At 71.4% G+C, this 21,446-nt stretch carries 18 protein-coding genes, 1 tRNA gene and 2 pseudogenes; 14 read left to right on the top strand and 7 right to left on the bottom strand.

The window, feature by feature from the left end; genetic code table 11:
- The first annotated feature begins 79 nt into the window (after positions 1–79).
- Both O7629_RS22145 and O7629_RS22140 read left to right on the top strand, forming a co-directional pair.
- A complete protein-coding gene (locus tag O7629_RS22145) occupies positions 80–532 on the top strand; it encodes a DUF4383 domain-containing protein (protein ID WP_278171469.1) in 453 nt (150 codons plus the stop codon).
- Positions 533–657: 125 nt separating this feature from the next.
- Positions 658–1,140: a DUF4383 domain-containing protein gene (locus O7629_RS22140; RefSeq protein WP_278171468.1), complete on the top strand. Its 483-nt coding sequence runs from the start codon at positions 658–660 to the stop codon at positions 1,138–1,140.
- A 33-nt stretch (positions 1,141–1,173) separates the two neighbouring features.
- On the opposite strand, the gene O7629_RS22135 is transcribed toward O7629_RS22140, so the two are convergent.
- Both O7629_RS22135 and O7629_RS22130 read right to left on the bottom strand, forming a co-directional pair.
- Positions 1,174–1,779 carry a TetR/AcrR family transcriptional regulator gene (locus O7629_RS22135; protein ID WP_278174632.1) on the bottom strand — a complete coding sequence of 202 codons (606 nt, stop codon included), beginning with the start codon at positions 1,777–1,779 and terminating at the stop codon, positions 1,174–1,176.
- A 183-nt stretch (positions 1,780–1,962) separates the two neighbouring features.
- Entirely contained in the window at positions 1,963–2,928 is a 966-nt protein-coding gene (locus tag O7629_RS22130) for an acyl-CoA desaturase (protein ID WP_278171467.1), read from the bottom strand.
- 246 nt (positions 2,929–3,174) lie between these two features.
- On the opposite strand from O7629_RS22130, the gene O7629_RS22125 reads away from it, so the two are divergent.
- From O7629_RS22125 to O7629_RS22090, 8 genes are all read left to right on the top strand, one after another.
- A tRNA-Gln gene (locus O7629_RS22125) sits at positions 3,175–3,246 on the top strand.
- Positions 3,247–3,335: 89 nt separating this feature from the next.
- Positions 3,336–4,883 (top strand): bifunctional UDP-N-acetylglucosamine diphosphorylase/glucosamine-1-phosphate N-acetyltransferase GlmU, encoded by a 1,548-nt coding sequence (gene glmU, locus O7629_RS22120; RefSeq protein WP_347403687.1) that lies wholly within the window; start codon positions 3,336–3,338, stop codon positions 4,881–4,883.
- A 64-nt stretch (positions 4,884–4,947) separates the two neighbouring features.
- Positions 4,948–5,928, top strand: coding sequence for a ribose-phosphate diphosphokinase (locus O7629_RS22115; RefSeq protein WP_278171466.1), 981 nt, complete (start codon positions 4,948–4,950; stop codon positions 5,926–5,928).
- 321 nt (positions 5,929–6,249) lie between these two features.
- Positions 6,250–6,876 (top strand): 50S ribosomal protein L25/general stress protein Ctc, encoded by a 627-nt coding sequence (locus O7629_RS22110; protein ID WP_278171465.1) that lies wholly within the window; start codon positions 6,250–6,252, stop codon positions 6,874–6,876.
- A gap of 75 nt (positions 6,877–6,951) precedes the next feature.
- Entirely contained in the window at positions 6,952–7,539 is a 588-nt protein-coding gene (gene pth, locus O7629_RS22105; protein ID WP_278171464.1) for an aminoacyl-tRNA hydrolase, read from the top strand.
- A 114-nt stretch (positions 7,540–7,653) separates the two neighbouring features.
- Positions 7,654–8,496: a 3'(2'),5'-bisphosphate nucleotidase CysQ gene (locus tag O7629_RS22100; RefSeq protein ID WP_278171462.1), complete on the top strand. Its 843-nt coding sequence runs from the start codon at positions 7,654–7,656 to the stop codon at positions 8,494–8,496.
- Positions 8,497–8,580: 84 nt separating this feature from the next.
- Positions 8,581–9,492: a sulfate adenylyltransferase subunit CysD gene (gene cysD, locus O7629_RS22095; protein WP_278171461.1), complete on the top strand. Its 912-nt coding sequence runs from the start codon at positions 8,581–8,583 to the stop codon at positions 9,490–9,492.
- Positions 9,492–10,781 carry a GTP-binding protein gene (locus O7629_RS22090; RefSeq protein ID WP_278171459.1) on the top strand — a complete coding sequence of 430 codons (1,290 nt, stop codon included), beginning with the start codon at positions 9,492–9,494 and terminating at the stop codon, positions 10,779–10,781. Before cysD ends, O7629_RS22090 begins: the two co-directional genes overlap by 1 nt.
- Before the next feature lie 75 nt (positions 10,782–10,856).
- Here the strand turns inward: O7629_RS22090 and O7629_RS22085 are convergent, their stop codons facing one another.
- Together O7629_RS22085 and galK are read right to left on the bottom strand one after the other, a co-directional pair.
- Positions 10,857–11,426: a hypothetical protein gene (locus O7629_RS22085; protein WP_278171457.1), complete on the bottom strand. Its 570-nt coding sequence runs from the start codon at positions 11,424–11,426 to the stop codon at positions 10,857–10,859.
- A 23-nt stretch (positions 11,427–11,449) separates the two neighbouring features.
- Positions 11,450–12,709 (bottom strand): galactokinase, encoded by a 1,260-nt coding sequence (gene galK / locus O7629_RS22080; protein ID WP_278171455.1) that lies wholly within the window; start codon positions 12,707–12,709, stop codon positions 11,450–11,452.
- A gap of 169 nt (positions 12,710–12,878) precedes the next feature.
- Between galK and trpS the strand changes: the two genes are divergently transcribed.
- From trpS to O7629_RS22060, 4 genes and pseudogenes are all read left to right on the top strand, one after another.
- The gene (gene trpS / locus O7629_RS22075; RefSeq protein WP_278171453.1) at positions 12,879–13,904 is read left to right on the top strand and encodes a tryptophan--tRNA ligase; all 1,026 of its coding nucleotides are present in this window, start codon (positions 12,879–12,881) and stop codon (positions 13,902–13,904) included.
- Positions 13,905–13,906: 2 nt separating this feature from the next.
- On the top strand, positions 13,907–14,455 hold the full coding sequence (locus O7629_RS22070) for a 2'-5' RNA ligase family protein (RefSeq protein ID WP_278171451.1): 549 nt from the start codon (positions 13,907–13,909) through the stop codon (positions 14,453–14,455).
- Positions 14,456–14,508: 53 nt separating this feature from the next.
- Positions 14,509–15,366 (top strand): annotated as a pseudogene (locus O7629_RS22065) (YhjD/YihY/BrkB family envelope integrity protein); the annotation flags it as partial.
- Between the two features lie 147 nt (positions 15,367–15,513).
- Positions 15,514–15,933, top strand: coding sequence for a hypothetical protein (locus O7629_RS22060; RefSeq protein ID WP_278174630.1), 420 nt, complete (start codon positions 15,514–15,516; stop codon positions 15,931–15,933).
- Between the two features lie 60 nt (positions 15,934–15,993).
- Here O7629_RS22060 and O7629_RS22055 read toward each other — a convergent pair whose 3' ends face one another.
- The 3 genes and pseudogenes from O7629_RS22055 to O7629_RS22045 all read right to left on the bottom strand — a co-directional run.
- Positions 15,994–18,210 carry a S8 family peptidase gene (locus tag O7629_RS22055; RefSeq protein WP_278171449.1) on the bottom strand — a complete coding sequence of 739 codons (2,217 nt, stop codon included), beginning with the start codon at positions 18,208–18,210 and terminating at the stop codon, positions 15,994–15,996.
- Positions 18,211–18,580: 370 nt separating this feature from the next.
- A complete protein-coding gene (locus O7629_RS22050) occupies positions 18,581–20,254 on the bottom strand; it encodes a glycoside hydrolase family 13 protein (RefSeq protein ID WP_278174629.1) in 1,674 nt (557 codons plus the stop codon).
- A gap of 143 nt (positions 20,255–20,397) precedes the next feature.
- A pseudogene (locus O7629_RS22045) lies at positions 20,398–21,414 on the bottom strand (LacI family DNA-binding transcriptional regulator); the annotation flags it as partial.
- Positions 21,415–21,446 lie beyond the last annotated feature (32 nt).

The following is a 21,446-nucleotide window of genomic DNA, read 5'->3' as shown; positions in this document are numbered from 1 at the left end:
CGGGGCCACCCCCCGCTGGTCGCGGGCGATGAGCGACAATCGTCGGCGACCACCCCCCGTCGGCGTTGGAGCAGACCCCATGCACACCCCCGTCAACCACCCCGCCCGGCCGATCTACCGGGCGGTCGCCGCGCTGACCGGCCTCTACCTGGTGATCTTCGGTGTCGTCGGGATCATCGTCACCAGCGGCGACGCCCTCTTCGCGCAGAACGACAGCCGGGTGCTCGGTCAGGGCGCCAACCTCGGCTTCTCCGGGCTGTGTCTGGTGCTGGGCGTGGCCGTACTGGCCGGCGTGGGGCTCGGCCGCAACATCGACACGGCGATCAACAAGGTGCTGGCGTACGGCCTGATGGCGTTGAGCCTGGCCGAGTTGGCGGTGCTGCGCACCGACGCCAACTTCCTCAACTTCACGGTGAGCACCTGCCTGGTCGTGATGGTCGTCGGCCTGGTGCTGCTGATGGCCGCCATGTACGGCCGGACCGGCACCGAGCAGGAGGCCCAGGCGTGGCGGGACGGCCGGCTGGTGCTCTGACCTGGTCCCGCAGCCGCCTACCGGTCGGTTCTGCTGCGCGCCGCCCACTCCCGGCGGGAGAATCCGGGGAAAGACGCCCGCGTCGCCGCGACGCGGGCCCCTGGTCGGCGACAGGAGCGGCAGCCATGGCGCACATCCCGGTCAATCACCCGCTGCGGCCGGTCTACCGGACGATCGCCGGGCTGACCGGCCTGTACGTGCTGATCTTCGGCATCGCCGGAACGGTCGCCACCTGGGGTGATCCGCTGTTCGCCCGGGACGACGTCTGGGCGCTCGGGCTGCGCACCAACCTCGCGTTCTCGATCTCCTCGATCGTCTACGGCGGGCTGATCCTGATCGGGGCGATCATCGGCGGCCGGGCCGGGCACCTCGCCAACCTCACCATCGCGGTGGTCTTCATGGTCACCGGCCTGCTGATGATGGCCCTGCTGCAGACCGACGCCAACTTCCTGAACTTCTCGATGTCGACCGTGATCGTGTCGCTGATCTTCGGGCTGGTCTTCCTGGCCACCGGCCTGTACGACAAGGTGGGGCCGGCCGAGGCGGCCGGCGACGAGGAACGCTACCGGCGCGGCGCGCACCGACCGGCCGAGCGGGCCCGGCGGTGAGCGTACGCCACCCGACCCGGCCCGGCCCGGCGGTCAGTGGTTGCGGCGCCGGGTCAGCAGGGTGGGTTTCGCTTCCAGGTGGGACAGTCCGTTCCAGGCCAGGTTGACCAGGTGCGCGGCGACCGTCTCCTTGCGCGGCTTGCGTACCTCCAGCCACCAGCGCCCGGTCAGCGCCACCATCCCGACCAGCGCCTGGGAGTACAGCTCGGCGAGCTTCGGGTCGTACCCCCGGCTCTTGAACTCGGCGCCGAGGATGTGTTCCACCTGGTGCGCCACGTCGTTCATCACGCTGGAGAAGTTGCCGGCGGCCGACAGCAGCGGCGACTCACGGACCAGCACCCGGAAGCCGTTGGTCTCCGCCTCGATGTAGTCCAGCAGCGCCAGCGCGGCCTGCTCCAGCAGCTCCCGCGGGTGCCCGGCGGTCAGCGCGGTGGTGATCCGGTCGAGCAGGGCGCGGACCTCCCGGTCCACCACGACCGCGTACAGCCCTTCCTTGCCGCCGAAGTGCTCGTACACCACCGGCTTCGAGACCTTCGCCCGAGAGGCGACCTCCTCGATGGAGGTGGCGTCGAACCCCCGTTCGGCGAAGAGCTGCCGCCCGATGGTGATCAGCTGCTCCCGCCGTTGCGCGGCCGACATGCGGACCCGGGAGTTCGGTTTGGCCGGCACCGCCGGTGGTGGTGGCGGTGCCGGTGTGCCGCCCGGTGAAGCGTCACCGTTGGTGGTTGGGTTGTCCGTCACTTGGCTCATCCTGCCAGTGCCGGGCCACCGGGTCGGTGCCCGCACCGACCCGGTGGGTAGCCGTACCGGCCGCGGTCCGGCTCAGCCAGCCGGCTTGACCAGCTTGGCCGCGATCCGATCGGGCTTCGGCCAGCGGACGTTGGAGACCGCGCCGGTCTTCTCCAGCAGCCAGATCACCCGTGCGGAGATGTCGATCTGCCCGCGCAGTACGCCGTGCCGGGCGCAGGTCGGGTCGGCGTGGTGCAGGTTGTGCCAGCTCTCGCCGAAGGACAGGATGGCCAGCGGCCAGAAGTTCGACGCCTTGTCGCCCTGCCGCACCTCGAAGGGGCGTTCCCCGTAGACGTGGCAGACGGAGTTGATCGACCAGGTGATGTGGTGCAGCAGCGCCACCCGGACCAGGCCGGCCCAGAAGAACGCGGTCAGCGCGCCCTGCCAGGACCAGGTCGCCAGGCCGCCGATCGCCGCCGGGGCGAGCATGGTGAACACGACCAGCGCCGGGAAGAACTGGTCGATGCGGCGGATGTCCTTGTCGGCGAGCAGGTCGGGGGTGAAGCGCTCCTGGTTGGTCAGGTCACGGTGGAACAGCCAGCCGACGTGGGCGTAGAGCAGACCCTTGGTCAGGCCCCAGACGCTGGTGCCGAAGCGCCACGGCGAGTGCGGGTCGCCCTCGATGTCGCTGTAGGCGTGGTGCCGGCGGTGGTCGGCGACCCATTGGATGATGTTGCCCTCGATCGCCAGCGACCCGGCGAGCGCCAGCGCGATCCGCAGCCACCGCTTCGCCTTGAACGAGCCGTGGGTGAAGTACCGGTGGAACCCGACGGTGATGCCCAGCCCGGCTACCACGTAGAAGACCAGCCCGATGACGACGTCGGTCCAGCCCAGCCAGCCGCCCCAGGCGACCGGTACGGCGGCGATCAGCGCCAGGAACGGGACGGTCACGAAGGCGCCGAGGGCGATCAGCACACCGATCGACTGTTTGCCGACGGTCAGTGGCTTGGGGGCGGGGCCGGGGTTGGTCTGTGGCGGCTCGAGTAGGGCGGTTGACATGGCACCTCGCAGCGGTGACGGGTTCGACCGCGGTGCGCCGGGGCGTTCCAGCCGGTGCGGCGGCCAGCGGTGAAAGAACGGGAACTTACGCCTACGTCACCGTAACCTACGGAGCCGTAGTTTTCTACGGTCGAGTTCCGGAGCCGGGTCGGTGTGCGCGCCCGCCCGGCCGCCCGGCCCGCCCGTGCCGGGCGACGGGAGTACGCCGGAATCCGCCCGGCACGCTAGGCTGTGTCCGTAGCACGATCGGCCGTGGTGTAATTGGCAACACCTCGGGTTTTGGTCCCGATATTCTAGGTTCGAGTCCTAGCGGCCGAGCTTCCCGCGACACCCAGACCGCTGGCGGTGACGCTGGGTGTCGTGCCAGGTCAAGCAGGTGTGCCGCCGCCCTGACGGGAGCATTTCTCGTGATCCAGCCCCGGTCCCGTACCGTGGTCGTCCTCGCTGCCGGCGAAGGCAAGCGGATGAAATCGGCGCTACCCAAGGTGCTGCACCCGCTGCTCGGCCGGACCCTGGTCGGGCACGTCCTCGCCGCCGCCACGGCCGCCGCCGCCGAGCGCACCCTGGTCGTCGTCGGACACCGCGCCGAGCAGGTCACCGCCCACCTGTCGGAGATCGCCCCGGCGGCCGTACCGGTGCTGCAGGCCGAGCAGCACGGCACCGGGCACGCGGTCCGGCTGGCGATGGCGGCCGCGCCCGACGCCACCGGCACGGTCGTGGTGCTCAACGGCGACGTGCCGCTGCTGCGCCCGGAGACGGTGACCGAGCTGATCGAGGCACACGAGTCGGCCGGGGCGGCCGCCACCGTACTGACCGCCGAGGTCGCCGACCCGACCGGTCTGGGCCGGATCGTCCGCGACCCGGCCGGCGGCCTGGAGCGCATCGTCGAGGAGCGCGACGCCAGCCCGGAGCAGCGCCGGATCCGCGAGATCAACGCCGGGATCTACGCCTTCGACGCGGCCGGGCTGCGCGACGCGCTCGGCAAGCTGACCACCGACAACGACCAGGGCGAGGAGTACCTGACCGACGCCGTCGGTCTGCTCGCCGCCGCCGGAGCGCCGGTCGGCGTGCACGTCGCCGCCGACGTGACCGAGACCCTGGGCTGCAACGACCGGGTGGAGCTGGCCCGGCTGCGCCGGCTGCTCGCCGACCGGGTCAACGAGGGCTGGATGCGCGCCGGGGTGAGCATCCTCGACCCGGCCACCACCTGGATCGACGTGACGGTGCGCCTGGAACGCGACGCCGTCGTCGACCAGAACACCCAGCTGTACGGCACCAGCACGGTCGGTGCCGAGGCCACCGTCGGGCCGGACGTCACGCTGATCGACACCGCCGTCGGCGCGGGCGCGACCGTGCTGCGCTCGCACGCCGTGCAGGCCCGGATCGGCGCCGGCGCGAGCGTCGGCCCGTACGCCTATCTGCGCCCGGACGCCGAGCTCGACGAGCGGGCCAAGGTCGGCACCTTCGTCGAGGTGAAGAAGTCGCAGATCGGCGCGGGCGCCAAGGTGCCGCATCTGAGCTACGTCGGGGACGCCACGATCGGCGCCCGGGCCAACATCGGTGCGGCGACGATCTTCGTCAACTACGACGGGGTGCACAAGAGCCACACCACGGTGGGGGAGTCCGCCTTCGTCGGCTGTGACAGCAGCCTGATCGCCCCGGTCGAGATCGGCGCCGGTGCCTACGTCGGGGCGGGCAGCGTGGTGAACCGGGACGTGCCGCCCGGCGCGCTCGCCGTCACCCGGGCCCAGCAGCGCACGGTCGACGGCTGGGTGCGGTCCCGCCGGCCGGGCACCGCCGCCGCGGCGGCGGCAGAGCGCGCCGGGGCCGGTACGGCCAGTGCCGGGAACGGGCCGGCCGGGGCCGGGAACGGGCAGGTCGGGGCTGGTAACGGTGAAGCGGCCCACCATCACGGTGCCGGCGACCCGGTTCCGGGAGATACTGCGACTGACTAGTCCAGCGGCGTACGGCCCAGCCAGGTCGGCGTCCGCAACCACCCTGACGGGAGCAGACGTCTCGATGGGCAGCATCGTCGCCGAGAACCGCAAGAGCCTGATGCTTTTCACCGGCCGGGGTTTCCCCGAGCTCGCCGAGGAGATCGGTGAAGTGCTCGGCATCGCACCCACCCCGGCCGACTCGTACGAGTTCTCCAACGGTGAGATCTTCGTCCGGTTCAAGGAGTCGGTCCGCGGCTCGGACGCGTTCGTCGTCCAGTCGGTCACCCACGGCGTCAACCGCTGGGTGATGGAGACCCTGATCATGATCGACGCACTGAAGCGTGGCTCGGCCAAACGGATCACGGTGGTGCTGCCGTTCTACCCGTACTCACGTCAGGACAAGAAGCACCGCGGCCGGGAGCCCATCTCCGCCCGGCTGATCGCCGACCTGCTGCGCACCGCCGGCGCGGACCGGATCCTCACCGTCGATCTGCACACCGCGCAGATCCAAGGCTTCTTCGACGGCCCGGTCGACCACCTCTTCGCGATGGACATCCTGGCCGGCTACGTCGAGAGCCGGTTCGCCGGGCGGCCGATGACCGTGGTCGCGCCGGACTCCGGCCGGGTCCGGGTGGCCGAGCGCTGGACCGACCGGCTCGGCGGCTGCCCGCTGGCCTTCATCCACAAGACCCGGGACCCGCTCAAGCCGAACCAGGTGGTGGCGAACCGGGTGGTCGGCGACGTCGAGGGCCGGGTCTGCCTGATCGTCGATGACATGATCGACACCGGCGGGACGATCACCAAGGCGGCGGAGATTCTCTACGACGCCGGCGCGTCGGACATCGCGGTCGCGGCCACCCACGCGCTGCTGTCCGACCCGGCCACCGAACGGCTGAAGAACAGCCGGATCAGCGAGGTTGTGGTGACCAACACCCTGCCGCTGACGGCGGAGAAGCAGTTGGACAAGCTCACTGTGCTGTCCATCGCGCCGCTGCTGGCCCGGGCGATCCGCGAAGTCTTCGACGACGGCTCGGTGACGACGCTGTTCGGCGGGCTGAGCTGATTTCGGCCCGCGCCTGCGCGGGCTGAGCTGAGCTACGGCCCGCGCCTGCGCGGGCCGAGCCGATCTCAGGGGTACTGCCTGAACCAGTTCACCAGCCTCGGGTAGACTGGTGCGGTTGCCACGGCGAGGGTGCCCTGCGGGCCGCTGCTGACGAAGCGCTGCCGCCCGGAAGCACCGTGATCGACGCGGTGCTCCGGGCACTGCCCAGTTGGACGAGCGCCCAGCGTGCCCCTTCGCCCGGCACCGCCGACATCGCGTCCGTCTCCCCGGAGCCGGATCAGGTTCCCCCGCACGCACTGCCGAAACTCCAGGAGTACTCCCGTGTCCGAGGTAAAGATCAGCGCCGAGCCCCGCACCGAGTTCGGTAAGGGTGGTGCCCGCCGTACCCGCCGGGCCGGCAAGGTGCCCGCCGTGCTGTACGGCCACGGCGAGAAGCCCAAGCACATCGCGTTGCCCGCCCGTGAGTTCGCCGCCGCGATCCGGCACGGCGGCGCCAACCAGTTGTTCGCCATCGAGATCACCGACGGCACCCAGGCGCTGGCGCTGACCAAGGCGATTCAGCGTGACCCGGTCAAGGACACCTTCGAGCACGTCGACCTGCTGCTGGTCCGCCGGGGCGAGAAGGTCACCGTGGACATCCCGGTGCAGCTGGTCGGCGAGCCGGCCAAGGGCACCCTGGTGATGCACGAGCACGACACGCTGTCGGTCAGCGCCGAGGCGACCCGGGTGCCGGAGTCGCTGGAGGTGTCGATCGAGGGTCTGGAGCCCGGCTCGCACGTCACCGCCGGCGACGTCCAGCTGCCGGGCGGGGTCGAGCTGACCGTCGACCCGGCGACCGTGCTCGTGGTGGTCTCCGCCGCGCCGAGCGCCGCCCAGCTCGGCGAGGAGACCGGCGAGGAGGCAGCCGAGGAGACCGTCGCCGAGGGTGCCGCCGAGCAGCCGGTCTGACCCGCCGTTCGACGATCCGGGCGTCCCGCTGCCGGCCCTGCCGCGGCGGTGACGCCTTGATCCGTTTCAGGAGGTGTGGTGGAGACGGCACCGTGGCTGGTCGTCGGGCTGGGCAACCCGGGCCGGGAGTACGCCCGTAACCGGCACAACGTCGGGTTCATGGTCGCGGACCTGCTCGCCGGCCGGCTCGGTGTCCGGTTGAGCCGGCACCGGCGGGCGACGGCCGAGTCCGGCGAGGGTCGGCTCGGCCTGGGCGGGCCGAAGCTGGTGCTGGCGAAGCCGCTGACGTTCATGAACCTCTCCGGCGGCCCGGTGGCCGCGTTGGCGAAGTTCTACAAGGTGCCGGTCGAGCAGATCGTCACGGTGCACGACGAGCTGGACATCGACTACGGTCGACTGCGGGTGAAGCAGGGCGGTGGAGAGGGCGGCCACAACGGGCTGCGCTCCATGTCCCGGTCGCTCGGCAGCAAGGAGTACCTGCGGGTCAGGTTCGGGATCGGGCGTCCGCCCGGTCGACAAGATCCAGCAGATTATGTTTTGTCAGATTTCTCGACAACTGAACGCAAGGAACTCGACTTTCTCGTCGATCGGGCCGCTGACCTGGTGGAAGCGGTGGTCGTCCGAGGGCTCGAGTGGGCCCAGAACACGTACCACAGCACCTGAGAGGCGGCTGTGGCGTTACGTCTGGGACAGCTGGATCGTGAACCGGGCAGAACACCGCCCGTGGATTCCGGGTGGACGGCCCGGTGTCCGCCGGGCAGGTAGGAGAGGAGCCAGATGAGCACGCCGCCGGTAACCGATGCCGCATTCGCCCGATGGCTCGCCGGGCGCGCCGGCGAGTCGCTGCTCCAGGTCCGTGAGGAGCTGGGGTACGCCGACCCGACCGCGCTCAAGGCGGCCGGTGACAAGGTCTCCCACGACCTGCTCCGTACCGAACTGGCCCGCTGGCGGCCGGCGGACGCGGTGCTGTCGGAGGAGGACGACGGCGCCCGCCAGGCGCTGCCGGACCCGGCCGCCGAGACCTCGACGGACGCCGGGCCGTCCCGACTCACCGCCGACCGGGTGTGGATCATCGACCCGCTCGACGGCACCCGGGAGTTCTCCGAGGAGGGCCGCGCCGACTGGGCGGTGCACGTGGCGCTCTGGTCACGTAGCGGCTCCACCCCGCACCGGCTGGTCGCCGGCGCGGTGGGACTGCCCGCCCAGCACCGCACGATCAGCACCGAGCACCCGCCGCCGTACCCGCCGATGCCGGCGGCGGCGTCGGCCGGCGGCGCGATCCGGCTGGCCGCCAGCCGCAGCCGGCCACCCGCCTTCGTCACCGCGCTCGCCGAGCAGCTCGGCGCCGAGCTGGTGCCGATGGGCTCGGCCGGCGCCAAGATCGCTGCGGTGATCGCCGGCGACGCCGACGCCTACGTGCACGCCGGCGGCCAGTACGAGTGGGACTCGGCCGCGCCGGTCGCCGTGGCGACCGCCACCGGTCTGCACGCTTCCCGGATCGACGGATCCGCGCTGCAATACAACGAGGCCAACCCGCGGCTGCCAGATTTGGTGGTCTGCCGACGAGATCTTGCCAGCAAACTGCTCGCAGCGTTGCGGCAGCATCTGCAGGTATCCTGACCCCCTATCTCCAGCTTGCCAACCGGAAAGGTCTGGTATTCGGATGACCAAGCTTCGGATGACCCACAACCAGGGGTGGGTGTGATGACCAACGCGACCGCGTACCGCGTCTCCCACCTCGACGCGCTGGAGGCGGAGAGCATCTTCGTCATGCGCGAGGTCGTCGCCGAGCTGGAGCGGCCGGTGCTGCTCTTCTCCGGCGGCAAGGACTCGATCGTCATGCTGCGGCTGGCGCAGAAGGCGTTCGCCCCGGCCCGGATCCCGTTCCCGGTGATGCACGTCGACACCGGGCACAACTTCCAAGAGGTGCTCGACTACCGGGACCGCCGGGTCGACGAGCTCGGCCTGCAACTGGTCGTCGCCAGCGTGCCGGAAGCCCTCGAGTCGGGGCTGGTCCGCGAGTCGCCGGACGGGATGCGCAACCGCATCCAGACCCCGGTGCTGCTGGCCGCGGTCGAGAAGTACCGGTTCGACGCCCTGTTCGGCGGGGCCCGCCGGGACGAGGAGAAGGCCCGCGCCAAGGAGCGGGTCTTCTCGTTCCGCGACGAGTTCGGCCAGTGGGACCCGAAGAACCAGCGCCCCGAGCTGTGGTCGCTGTACAACGGCCGGCACCACCCCGGCGAGTCGATCCGGGTCTTCCCGCTGTCCAACTGGACCGAGCTGGACGTCTGGCACTACATCGCCCGGGAGCGGATCGAGCTGCCGCCGATCTACTTCGCCCACGAGCGCGAGGTGATCGAGCGCGACGGCATGCTGTACGCCGTCAACGAGTTCATCCAGCCCCGCTCCGGCGAGACGCCGTTCATCGAGCAGGTGCGCTACCGCACCGTCGGCGACGCCTCCTGCACGGCGGCGGTCCGCTCCCCGGCGGACACCGTCGAGAAGGTGATCGACGAGGTCGCCGCGACCCGGGTCACCGAGCGCGGGGCCACCCGGGGCGACGACCGGGTCAGTGAGGCCGCCATGGAGGACCGCAAGCGGGAGGGCTACTTCTGATGACGGTGACGGCTGACGCCCCCACCACCCGGGCCATGGACCTGCTGCGGTTCGCCACCGCCGGCAGCGTCGACGACGGCAAGTCGACCCTGATCGGCCGGCTGCTCTACGACACCAAGTCGCTCTTCACCGACCAGCTGGAAGCGGTCGAGGCGGTCAGCGCGGCCCGGGGCGACGAGTACACCAACCTGGCGCTGCTCACCGACGGCCTGCGCGCCGAACGGGAGCAGGGCATCACCATCGACGTGGCGTACCGCTACTTCGCCACCCCCCGGCGGAAGTTCATCATCGCCGACACCCCCGGGCACATCCAGTACACCCGCAACATGGTCACCGGTGCCTCCACCGCCGACCTGGCGCTGATCCTGGTCGACGCCCGCAAGGGCCTGGTCGAGCAGTCCCGGCGGCACGCGTTCCTCTGCTCGCTGCTGCGGGTGCCGCACCTGGTGCTCTGCGTCAACAAGATGGACCTGGTCGACTGGGACCAGTCGGTCTACGAGACGATCGCCGACGAGTTCACCACCTTCGCCGCCAAGCTGGAGGTGCCCGACCTGTCGGTCATCCCGATCTCGGCGTTGAACGGCGACAACATCGCCACCCGCTCGGAGCGCAGCCCCTGGTACGAAGGCCCGTCGCTGCTGCACCACCTGGAGCACGTGCACATCGCCTCCGACCGCAACCTGGTCGACGTGCGGTTCCCGGTGCAGTACGTGATCCGGCCGCAGTCGACCATTGTCACCGACTACCGGGGCTACGCCGGCCAGGTCGCCTCCGGGGTGCTCAAGCCCGGCGACGAGGTGATGGTGCTGCCGTCCGGGCTGACCAGCACGATCGCCAGCATCGAGACCGCCGACGGCCCGGTCGACGAGGCGTTCCCGCCGATGTCGGTGACCGTCCGGCTCACCGACGAGTTGGACATCTCCCGGGGCGACCTGATCTGCCGGCCGCACAACGCGCCCACTCCGGCCCAGGACGTCGAGGCGATGATCTGCTGGATGGACGAGACCCGGCCGCTGCAGGTGGGCGGCAAGTACGCCATCAAGCACACCACCCGCAGCGCCCGCGCCGTGGTCCGTGGCGTGCAGTACCGGCTGGACGTCAACACGTTGCACCGCGACGAGTCCGCCAGCCAGCTCGGCCTCAACGACATCGGCCGGGTCACCTTCCGGACCACGGTCCCGCTGCTCACCGACGAGTACCGGCGTAACCGGACCACCGGCGGTTTCATCCTGATCGACGAGTCGACGAACCGGACCGCCGCCGCCGGCATGATCATCGAAGCCGGCTGATCCTGGGCTGACGGGTCGGGTCCGCTGTCACCGTCGGGCCCGACCCTGCGGCTGAGTTACCAGCGTCGGCTGAGTTCACCAGCGTCCGTAGACCGGGGCCCGGCCGGCGGCCAACGCGCCGAGCGCCGCCACGATCTGAGTGCTGCCGCAGTCCAGCAGCATGGTCGGCACCATCAGCCGGGCTCCCGGCGGCACCGCCGGGTGCGGCGTCTGCGCGTCGATGAAGATCAGATCCTCGATCCCGGTACGGCGGACCTGCACCGCCGACACCGCGTCCCACGGCAGCCAGACCGGGTTGGCGCGGAAACTGCCGTTCGCCACCCAGACCCCGGTCCGGTCGGCGGCCAGCACCGGGCCCCGGCCGGTGAACCGGCCGTGCCACATGGCCACGGTCGCGGCCAGCAACCCGCCGAGCAGCAGCACCGGCAGACCGGCCAGCGCCATCGTCGCCGAGCGACCGACCGCCGCCTCCCTCGCGACCAGGTACGCCACTCCGCCGAGCAGCCCACCGGCCAGCAACCAGCAGACGGCGGCCAGCCCACCGGCCCAGATCAGGAACCGGCGTCCGTCGATCCGGACCAGGAACGGGGTGTCCTCCGCCGGCCGGTCGGTCATCTCCTGCACCACGGGCACCTCCGCCGCCACTGGTCTAATGTGTCGCGGCGAGGTTAGTGGATCCGTTCGGCTCCCGCGCAGGGCAGGGCGGTGAAGAACGTCGGTGGCGGGAAGCCGTGCTCGGCGTACGCCGCGCCCACTGTGGCCGCCACCCGGTCGGCGGCATCCGCATCGACCAGCGCCAACACGCAACCGCCGAAGCCGCCGCCGGTCATCCGGGCACCGTACGCGCCGCCGGCCAGCGCCGCGGTCACCGCGACGTCCACCTCCGGCACGGTGATCTCGAAGTCGTCGCGCATCGACGCGTGCGAGGCGGTCAGCAGTGGACCGATCTCGCGGATCCGGCCGGCCCGCAGCAGCGTCACCGTCTCGCGGACCCGGTGGTTCTCGGTGACCACATGCCGGACCCGGCGTCGCGTCGGGTCGTCCGGCAGCCGGTCCAGGGTGGCCGGCAGACCGTCGACCGGCACGTCGCGCAGCGCTGGCACGCCGAGCAGCCCGGCCGCCCGCTCGCAGGCGGCCCGGCGAGCGGCGTACTCGCCGGAGACGTGCCGGTGCGGGGCCCGGGTGTCGACCACCAGGACGGCCAGCCCGGCGGCGGCCAGGTCGAACGGGACGTGGTCGACGTCGAGCGACCGGCAGTCCAGGAACAGCGCGTGCCCGGCCCGGCAACGGATCGACGCCGACTGGTCCATGATCCCGCAGGGCACCCCGGCGTAGCCGTTCTCCGCCCGCTGGGCCAGCGCCGCGCGCCGGGCCACCGGCAGCTGGTCGGGGCCGATGCCGCCGAGGTCGGCCAGGGCGGTCAGCACCGCGGCTTCCAGCGCGGCCGACGATGACAGGCCGGCACCGAGCGGTACGTCGGACGCGATCGCCAACCGGGCGGCCGGTACGGGGTACCCGGCCTCGCGCAGCGCCCACACCACGCCGGCGACGTAGCCGCCCCAGCCGTCGACCGCGCCGGGCCGGTCCGCGTCGGCGGCGCTGAACGCGATCTCCTCGCCGGACTGCTCCGACCAGACGGTCCAGCCGGTCTCTGCCGGTCCGCCCTGCGCTGCCGGTCCGGCTGGCTCTGCCGGTCCGCCCTGCTCTGCCGGGCCGGCCGCGACGACGGTGCGGTGCGGCAGGGCGAACGGCAGCACGAAGCCGTCGTTGTAGTCGGTGTGCTCGCCGATCAGGTTGACCCGCCCCGGTGCCGCCCACGAACCGGCCGGCGGTACGCCGTACCGCTGCTGGAAGCCGTCGTGGGCGCGGCGGGTGACCGGCCCCGCGTCGCTGTCGCCTGCGCCGCCGGCGGCTACCGGGAGTGTCACGATCGGTGTCCCTTCACTCCGCCGGTCGTCCGGTGAAGATTTCACCACATCCAGCCAGGAATCAACAGTGGCGACGGGTAAATCCAACAGAGCCGAACATTGCCGACCGGCGGCCGCCGGTCGGATACCGGCGAGACATCGATCCACCGGTGCTGTCAGAATTGTCGACATGTCCGAGCCCGCCTCCCGCCCCCGGGTGCTCTCCGGCATCCAGCCCACCGCCGACTCGTTCCACCTCGGCAACTACCTCGGCGCGGTGCGCAACTGGGTGGCGATGCAGGACACCCACGACACCTTCTACTGCGTGGTCGACCTGCACGCGATCACCGCCGGGCACGACCCGCAGGTGCTGCGCCAGCGGACCCGGGTGGCCGCCGCCCAACTGCTCGCCGCCGGCCTCGACCCGGGCCGGTGCACCCTGTTCGTCCAGTCCCAGGTGCCGCAGCACGCCCAGCTCGCCTGGGTGATGGGCTGCATCACCGGGTTCGGCGAGGCGAGCCGGATGACCCAGTTCAAGGACAAGTCCGCCAAGCAGGGCGCCGAGCGGGCCAGCGTCGGGCTGTTCACCTACCCGGTGCTGCAGGCCGCCGACATCCTGCTCTACCAGGCCGACGCGGTCCCGGTCGGTGAGGACCAGCGGCAGCACCTGGAGCTCACCCGGGACCTGGCCCAGCGGTTCAACACCCGGTTCGGCGCCACCTTCACGGTGCCGGCCCCGTACATCGTCCGGGACACCGCCAAGATCCTCGACCTGCAGGACCCGACCGCGAAGATGTCCAAGTCGTCGTCCTCCCCGGCCGGCATCATCGACCTGCTGGATGACCCGGCCAAATCGGCCAAGAAGATCCGCTCGGCGGTCACCGACACCGGCCGCGAGATCATCTACGATCCGGAGAGCAAGCCCGGCATCAGCAACCTGCTCACCATCTACGCCGCGCTCAGCGGCCGGACGCTCGACGAGCTGACCGCCGCGTACCAGGGCAAAGGCTACGGTGACCTGAAGAAGGACCTGGCGGAGGTGGTGGTGGAGTTCGTCCGGCCGATCCAGGAGCGCACCCGCGGCTACCTCGACGACCCGGCCCAGCTGGACAAGGTGCTGGCGATCGGTGCGGGGAAGGCCGAGGCGGTGGCAGCCGCGACGCTCGCCGCCGTGTACGACCGGGTCGGCTTCCTGGCACCCGCGGGGACTGTCTGACAGTGTCCGTCATCGGCGCGCGACCAGCTCCCGGTCAGGTGCGGATCGGCGTCGCCATCGACATCCCGCAGCCCTGGGGCGAGGAGCTGACCCGCCGCCGGGCCGAGGCCGGCGACCCGGCCGCCGAGTACGTACCCGCGCACATCACCCTGCTCGGCCCGACCGACATCGTCGAAGGCCAGCTGGCCGAGGTGGAGGCGCACCTGGCGGCGGTGGCCGCCGCGCATCCGCCGTACCCGCTGCACCTGCGTGGGACCGGCACGTTCCGGCCGATCACCGACGTGGTCTTCGTCGCGGTGGCGGCCGGGATCAGCGAGTGCGAGCTGCTCGCCTCGGCGATCGGCACCGCCGACCAGCTCGTCCGGGAGAGCCGGTTCGCGTACCACCCGCACGTGACCGTCGCCCAGGACGTGCCGACCGACGCGATGGACAAGGTGTACGACGACCTCGCCGGCTTCGAGGCACAGTTCGAGGTCGACTCGTTCACGCTCTTCTCGCACAGCGGCGAGGGGCGATGGCGTCCGCGCCGCGATTTTCCACTCGGCGGCTGACCACTCGGCGGCGTGCCGGTGCACCAGGATGACCGGTGCACCAGGATGACGGGGTGAACGTTTTCGGCCGGGCCTGGTCCGGCACCCAGCGGGCGCTGGACCGGTCCCGGCGGCGGTACCCGCGCCTGGACCACCTCTGGCGGGCGGTGGAACGCTACAACCAGGTGCTGGGCGGGCGGCTGGCCGCCGCGATCGCGTACTACGGGTTCTTCGCCGTCTTCGCCCTCGGCCTGGTCGCGTACTGGGTATTCGGCGCCCTGGTCGAGGCCAACGCGGAGGTCAGCGCGGCGGTCGCCGACTTCCTGCTGCAGAACCTGCCGTTTCTGGACCTGGCCCAGATCCAGCGCAACAGCGGCCAGGTCGGCGTCGTCGGCCTGGTGCTGCTCGCGTTGACCGGCATCGGCTGGGTGGAGGCGATCCGCTCGTCGCAACGGTTCGTCTACCGGCTCGAGCAGCAGCCCGGCTACTTCGGCGTACGGCAGGTCGTCGACCTGGCCGTACTCGTCGGGGTGTTCCTGCTGATCGGTGTCTCGGTCGGTGCGGTCGACGCGCTGCGGACGCTGCTCGGTTGGCTGCTCGGCGAAGGATCGGCCGCTGCCGCCGTCGTCAGTGTGCTGCTCGCCTTCGTGATCAACCTGGTGCTCGCCTCGGCGCTGCTGGTCGCGGTGCCCCGGCTGCGAATGTCCGCCCGGCGGCTGGTCGCGCCGATCTTCGTGGTGGCGCTCGGCCTGACCGTGCTGAACACCGCCGGGCGGTTCTACGTCGGCCGGTTCGAGCGCAATCCGGCGTACACCGTGGTGGCCGGCGCGGTCGGTCTGCTGATCTACCTTTATCTGCTCAACCAGTTGCTGCTGTTCGGCGCGGCGTTGGCGGCGACCAGCCGGTACGGCCGGGTGGTCGACCTGGCGGCCCGGCGGTCGACCGGGCAGACAGCCCGACGGATAGTCCGGCGGCCGACCGGGCAGCCAGCCCGGCGGACGGCCGGGACGGCACCGCCAAAAGCAGTAAAAGCCGCAAAAGCCGTCGGCGGTCTCGGTCGTACGACGATGATCGGTCAGGTGGGGGCACTAGTCACGCTTGAGCTGCCGGACGACTCGCCGGCGCACACGATGCCGTGGATCATCACCTTCGGGCCGCTCGGCGACCAGGACGGCGAGTGGGAACCGGTGGTGTGCGGGCCGTACGAACGGGCGCACGCGCTGGCCCTGGCCGAGACGGTCGTCGCCGACGAGGAGCTGATGGCGGTGGTCGAGCCGCTGCTGACTCTGGTGACCGTCGAGGAGATCCGCGGCGAGCTGGCCGCCGCCCAGGCCTCCGCCGACGAGGACGTCGCCGAGTACGACGACTTCGAGGACCTGGTCGGCGGCAACGACGCCGAACCGCAGGAGCGGCACGTCGAACCGTCGCCGCCGCCGTCCCCGGACGAGGTACGCGCCGGCATGGCCCGGATCGCCAGCATCCTGACGACCCGGGCCTGACCGGTACGGCCGTAGCGTCCGTCTACTGGGCCGACGGCCGGAAAGCCGCCCGTGCTGACTTTACGGTCGCAGCGTCAGCCGCCAGCTGTCGATGTACGCCGGACCCGATTCGCCCCAGTAGTGGTCCTGGACCCGCAGCTTCCAGACGCCGTTCGGGTCGTCGTACCCGGACGCGTCGACGACGAAGGTCCGGAACATGTTGGGCAGACCCATGCCGTTGACGCCCTGCAGGGTGAACACCCGTCCGTCCGGGGCGACCAGTTCGTAGCTGAGGTCACGCGACCACGGGTGGACCACCCGTACGTCCACCCATGCACTGCGCCGCGAGACAGGGTCACAACCGGTAACCGTGATCGGGCTCTCGACGGTCGCCCGGTCACCGATCGGCACGTCGGTGGTCGCCTGGCCGCCGCAGACCGGTAGGGGCAGATCCGCTCCGGCGAGGTTCAGCCGCCAGGAGTCGAAGAACCCGGAGCCGGTCGGGCCGGAGTCGTAGACCCGCAGGCGCCAGGTCCCGTCGGCCACCTTGTCGGACAGGTCGTACGTGAACGTGTGGTCGACGTTCGGGGCGGCTCCGTGACCGGTACGGGCCAGCAGGAAGTAGCGGGTGTCGTCGGGGGCGAACAGTTCCACCTGCAGGTCGGTGATGGCGGTGTGCTCGATGCGTACCTCGATGGTGCTGTTGGCGGCGGCGTTGCCCGCGCAGCCGGTGATGGTGATCGGGACGTCGACGAACCCGCCGGACAACGGCAGCGGGGTGTCGGTCTCGTTGGCACCGAGGCAACCTGGCAGCGCCTCGACGGTGAGGACGAACCTGGCGATCCGGGTGGCGTGCGGGCCGGTGCCGACGATGTGCACCCGGTAGGTGCCGGCAGCGGTGACCGCCGTGGTGGCGATGGTCAGGGTGGTGCTGCCGGCCGAGCCGATGGTGGCCGGGTCGAAGGTGGCGGTCGCGCCGGACGGCAGCCCGGCGACGCTCAGGTCGACCGGCTGTGCGGAGCCGGCGGTGACGGTTGCCGTGACAGTGGCGGTGACGCTGCCACCGGGCGCGACGGTGCCGCTGGTCGGGGCGACGGCCAGGGCGAAATCGTGGGCGGGGACGGTGCCGTCGATGTGCAGCAGCCGGTTCGGGGAGCCGGCACCCGGGTCGGTCACGACGCCGGGGGTGGCGGCGTCGAGCAGCGCGGTGGTGACCTGGGCCGGGGTGTGGTCGGGGTGCTCGGCGAGGATCAGCGCTGCCGCACCGGCGACGTGTGGGGCGGCCATCGACGTGCCGCTGGCCGGGCGGGCGGCGCTGTCGCTGGTGATCCCGGCCGAGACGATGTCGGTGCCGGGGGCGAAGATGTCGACGCAGTCGCCGATGTTGGAGAATGGCGCGCGCGTGTCGTCGGGCCTGGTGGCGGCGACGGTGATCGCCTGCGGGGCGCGGCCGGGGGAGTAGCCGCAGGCGTCGGCGCCGTTGTTGTTGCCGGCCGCGACGACGTAGGTGACGCCGTCGGCGACGGAGCGGGCCAGCGCCTGGTCCGTGGGAGCGTAGCCGAGCCCGCCGAGGCTCATGTTGGCCACGGCAGGCTCGCCCGGCTGGTGGTCGGCGGTCACCCAGTCGATGCCGGCGATCACGGTGGCGACGGTGCCGTTGCCGCCGCAGTTGAGCACCCGTACGGCGACCAGCTCCACGTTCTTGGCGACGCCGTACGTGGTGCCGCCGACCGTGCCCGCGACGTGTGTGCCGTGCCCGCTGCAGTCGGACGCGTCGTCGTCGTTGTCGATGGTGTCGCGCCCGGAACGCACCCGCCCGGTGAACTCGTCGTGCGACATCCGGATCCCGGTGTCGATGACGTAGACCCGCACGGACGATGTGACGCTCGGATAGGTGTACGTGTCGTCGAGTGGCAGGTTTCGCTGGTCGATCCGGTCCAGGCCCCAGGACGGCGTCGGAGCCTGAACGTCGGCGGCGGTCACCGTGTGGTTCTGGGTCACCGAGGCCACCCGCGGGTCGGCGGCGAGCCGGCGGGCCTGGCGCGGCGACAGGTGGACCTCGAGGCCAGGTAGCGCGTGCCGGTAGACCCGGGCGACGTCGCCGCCGTACCGGCCGGCCAGGGAGCGCGCGGCGCGGTCGACCGCCTCGGTGGCGTCGGCGGCGACCGCTGAGTCGGCCAGCACGACGATGTAGGAGTCGGCGACGGCGGTCGGGCCGCCGACGGCGTGCACCGTCGCCTCGGGCACGGCGGCCACCGCCGGGGCGGCCGGGACCAGTGCCAACAGCGTCGTCGCCACCAACACACCTGTACGTTTCGATACCATCGGTTTTCCTTCCCGGCTCACCGGACATCTCCCCAATAGGGGAGCATCGATGAATCGGGTTGGAAACCTTCCGGTAACGGACTTGAGGGTGTTGCCTGGCTTATCAGCACCACTGGCCGATGGGCATCCGGCAATCTCGTCCAGACGCGGTGGTGCCCCGGGACCATCTCTGGTCCCGGGGCACCGTCACCACCTTCGCCCCCCACCACAAGGGGTCCTTGCCCAGCCGCCCGGCGGCGCTTCCGGCTCGACGAACGACCGGTGTTTCCTGCTCCGAGCCATACCCGGCGGCGGGCTGTGCTAAACCTGCCCGCCGCCTTCGGTCAGGCGGCTGGAACTGGCGTCAGGCCGGCTGGAACCAGGCGGCGGCGTCGACCGGCAGCAGTTGGCGGCCGGGCGGTCCGTCCAACGGCGCGCTGGTGATCAGCGGTACGCCGTACCCGGCGACCGGCACCGGCGCACCGCTGAGGTTGACCACGCAGATCAGCGCGGCCGAACCGGCGTCGCCCTCGACGGACCCGCTGTCGGCGGTGCGGCGGAACGCCAGCACGCCCGGCCCGGACTCCAGCCAGGCCAGCCCGGTGCCGTCGCCGGCCGGGGCGTCGCGCAGCGCCGGATACTCGGCCCGGACCGCCAGGGCCCGCCGGTACAGCTCCAGCGTCGAGTCCGGGTCGTCGGCCTGGGCCTGCGCGGTCAGCGGCGCCCAGCCGGCCGGGGCCGGCAGCCAGGATTCGACCGAGCCGGCCGGCCCGAAGCCGTACGGCGGGTCCTCGCCGCTCCACGGCAGCGGCACCCGGCAGCCGTCGCGGCTGTGCCCGGTGCGGCCGAACGCCGGGTCCTGCCGCAGGTGGTCGGGCAGGTCCAGCACCTCCGGCAGGCCCAGCTCCTCACCCTGGTAGAGGTAGGTGCTGCCGGGCAGGGCGAACATCAGCAGCGCGGCGGCGCGGGCCCGACGTAGCCCGACCTCGCCGTCGCCGTACCGGGTGACGTGGCGCTGCTTGTCGTGGTTGGACAGCACCCAGGTGGTCGGCGCACCGACGATCGACGCCTCGGCGAGCGCGGTGTCGATCACCTTGTGGAACGAGTCGGCCGACCAGGTGGCGTCGAGGAAGTCGAAGTTGAACGCCTGGTGCAGCTCGTCCGGGCCGATGTAGCGGGCCAGCCGCTGCGGGGTCTCCGCCCACGCCTCGGCGACCGCCATCCGTCCGCCCGGGTAGCTGTCCAGGATCGGCCGCCAGGCGCGGTAGATGTCGTGCACCTCATCCTGGTCGAAGTACGGCAGCCGCCCTTTGCCGAGCAGCTCGATCTGCCGGCGGCCGGTGGTGGCCGAGGTCCAGCCGATGTCCGGCAGCCCGTCGGCCTTGATCATCCCGTGGGCGACGTCGATGCGGAACCCGTCGACGCCCCGGTCCAGCCAGAAGCGCAGGATCTGTTCGAACTCGGCGCGCACCTCGGGGTGGCGCCAGTTGAGGTCGGGTTGGGCCGGGTCGAACAGGTGCAGGTACCACTGGCCGTCGGGCAGCCTGGTCCAGGCCGGCCCGCCGAAGATCGACTCCCAGTCGTTCGGCGGCTCGTCGCCGTCGGCACCGCGGCCGTCGCGGAACATGTACCGGTCACGCTCCGCCGATCCGGGCGCGGCGGCGAGCGCCGCGACGAACCACGGGTGTACGTCGGAGGTGTGGTTCGGCACGATGTCGACGATGATCCGCAGGCCGAGCGTGTGCGCGTCGGTGATCATCTCGTCGAAGTCGGTGAGGCCGCCGAACATCGGGTCGACCTCGCGGTAGTCGGCGACGTCGTAGCCGCCGTCGACCATTGGGGAGCGGTAGAACGGGGTCAGCCAGAGCGCGTCAACGCCAAGCTCACGCAGGTACGGCAGGCGGCTGCGGATGCCCTGCAGGTCACCGATGCCGTCGCCGTCGGAGTCGGCGAAGCTGCGCACGTACACCTGGTAGACGGCGGCGGTCCGCCACCAGTCGTCCCGGGCGGTACGGGGCGCGGCCTGGGCAGGATCGATCGTCACGGGTTCCCCGTCCTGTCGGTGCGATGCTGACTCTGCTCCGAGCATGCCTGCCGGTTCTTGCAAGAGTCAAGCAACCCTTGCGCAAGCTCTCAGCTGGTGGGCGCGGCTGCGGCGGCGGCGAGGTGGGTGACCTGCGGGGCGATGCCGGTGGAGCCACGGGCGACCAGTTCGGGGCGGAACACGTACTCCGAGTTGGGCGCGGCGTGCCCGTTGATCTCGTCGACTAGCGCCCGGACCGCCGCCACCGCCATCGCGATCACCGGCTGGCGCAGCGTGGTCAGCGGCGGATCGGTGAACGCCATCAGCGGCGAGTCGTCGTAGCCGACCACCGACACGTCGCCGGGCACCGACAGGCCGCGCTGCCGGGCGGCCCGGATCGCCCCGAGTGCCATCAGGTCGGATCCGCAGGTGATGCCGGTGACACCCTTGTCCAGCAACCGGTTGGCGGCTGCCTTGCCACCCTCCACACCAAACAGTGACAGCGCGGTCAGCTCGTCGATCTCGGCGTCGCTGGCATTTACCAGCCGCCGCATCGCCGCCCGGAATCCGGCCAGTTTGCGCTGCACCGGCAGGAACCGGTCCGGCCCGGTGATCAGCCCGATCCGCCGGTGGCCGAGGGCGACGAGATGCTCCACGGCCAGCTCGCCGGCTTCCCGGTCGTCGCAGGAGACGAAGGGCGCTTCGATGCCTTCGGCGTACCCGTTGATCAGCACGATCGGCAGCGGCCGGGCGATCAGCTTGCGGTAGCGCTCGTGGTCGGCGGCGGTGTCGGCGTGCAGGCCGGAGACGAAGACGATGCCGGCGACCTGGCGGTCCAGCAGCATCTCCACGTACTCGTCCTCGGTGACCCCGCCGGGGGTCTGGGTGCACAGCACCGGGGTGTAGCCGGACTGGGCGAGGGCGGACTCGATGGTCTGCGCGAACGCCGGGAAGATCGGGTTGTCGAGCTCCGGCACGACCAGGCCGACCAGGCCGGCGCTGCGTTTGCGCAGCCGGGCGGGGCGTTCGTAGCCGAGCACGTCGAGCGCGGTCAGCACCGCCTGGCGGGTTTCGGCTGCCACTCCGGGGCGGTCGTTGAGCACCCGGGACACCGTGGCCTCGCTGACGTCGGCCTGGCGGGCGATGTCGGACAGTCGTGCGCGCATGGCGTTCACGGTAGCGCACCGGCAAGTTCTTGCGACGAAGC

Origin of the sequence: Solwaraspora sp. WMMD792 (assembly GCF_029626105.1) — a bacterium.
GTDB lineage: Bacteria > Actinomycetota > Actinomycetes > Mycobacteriales > Micromonosporaceae > Micromonospora_E.
The sequence above is the reverse complement of the archived record's forward strand: the minus strand, read 5'-3'. Positions and strand labels throughout refer to the sequence as shown.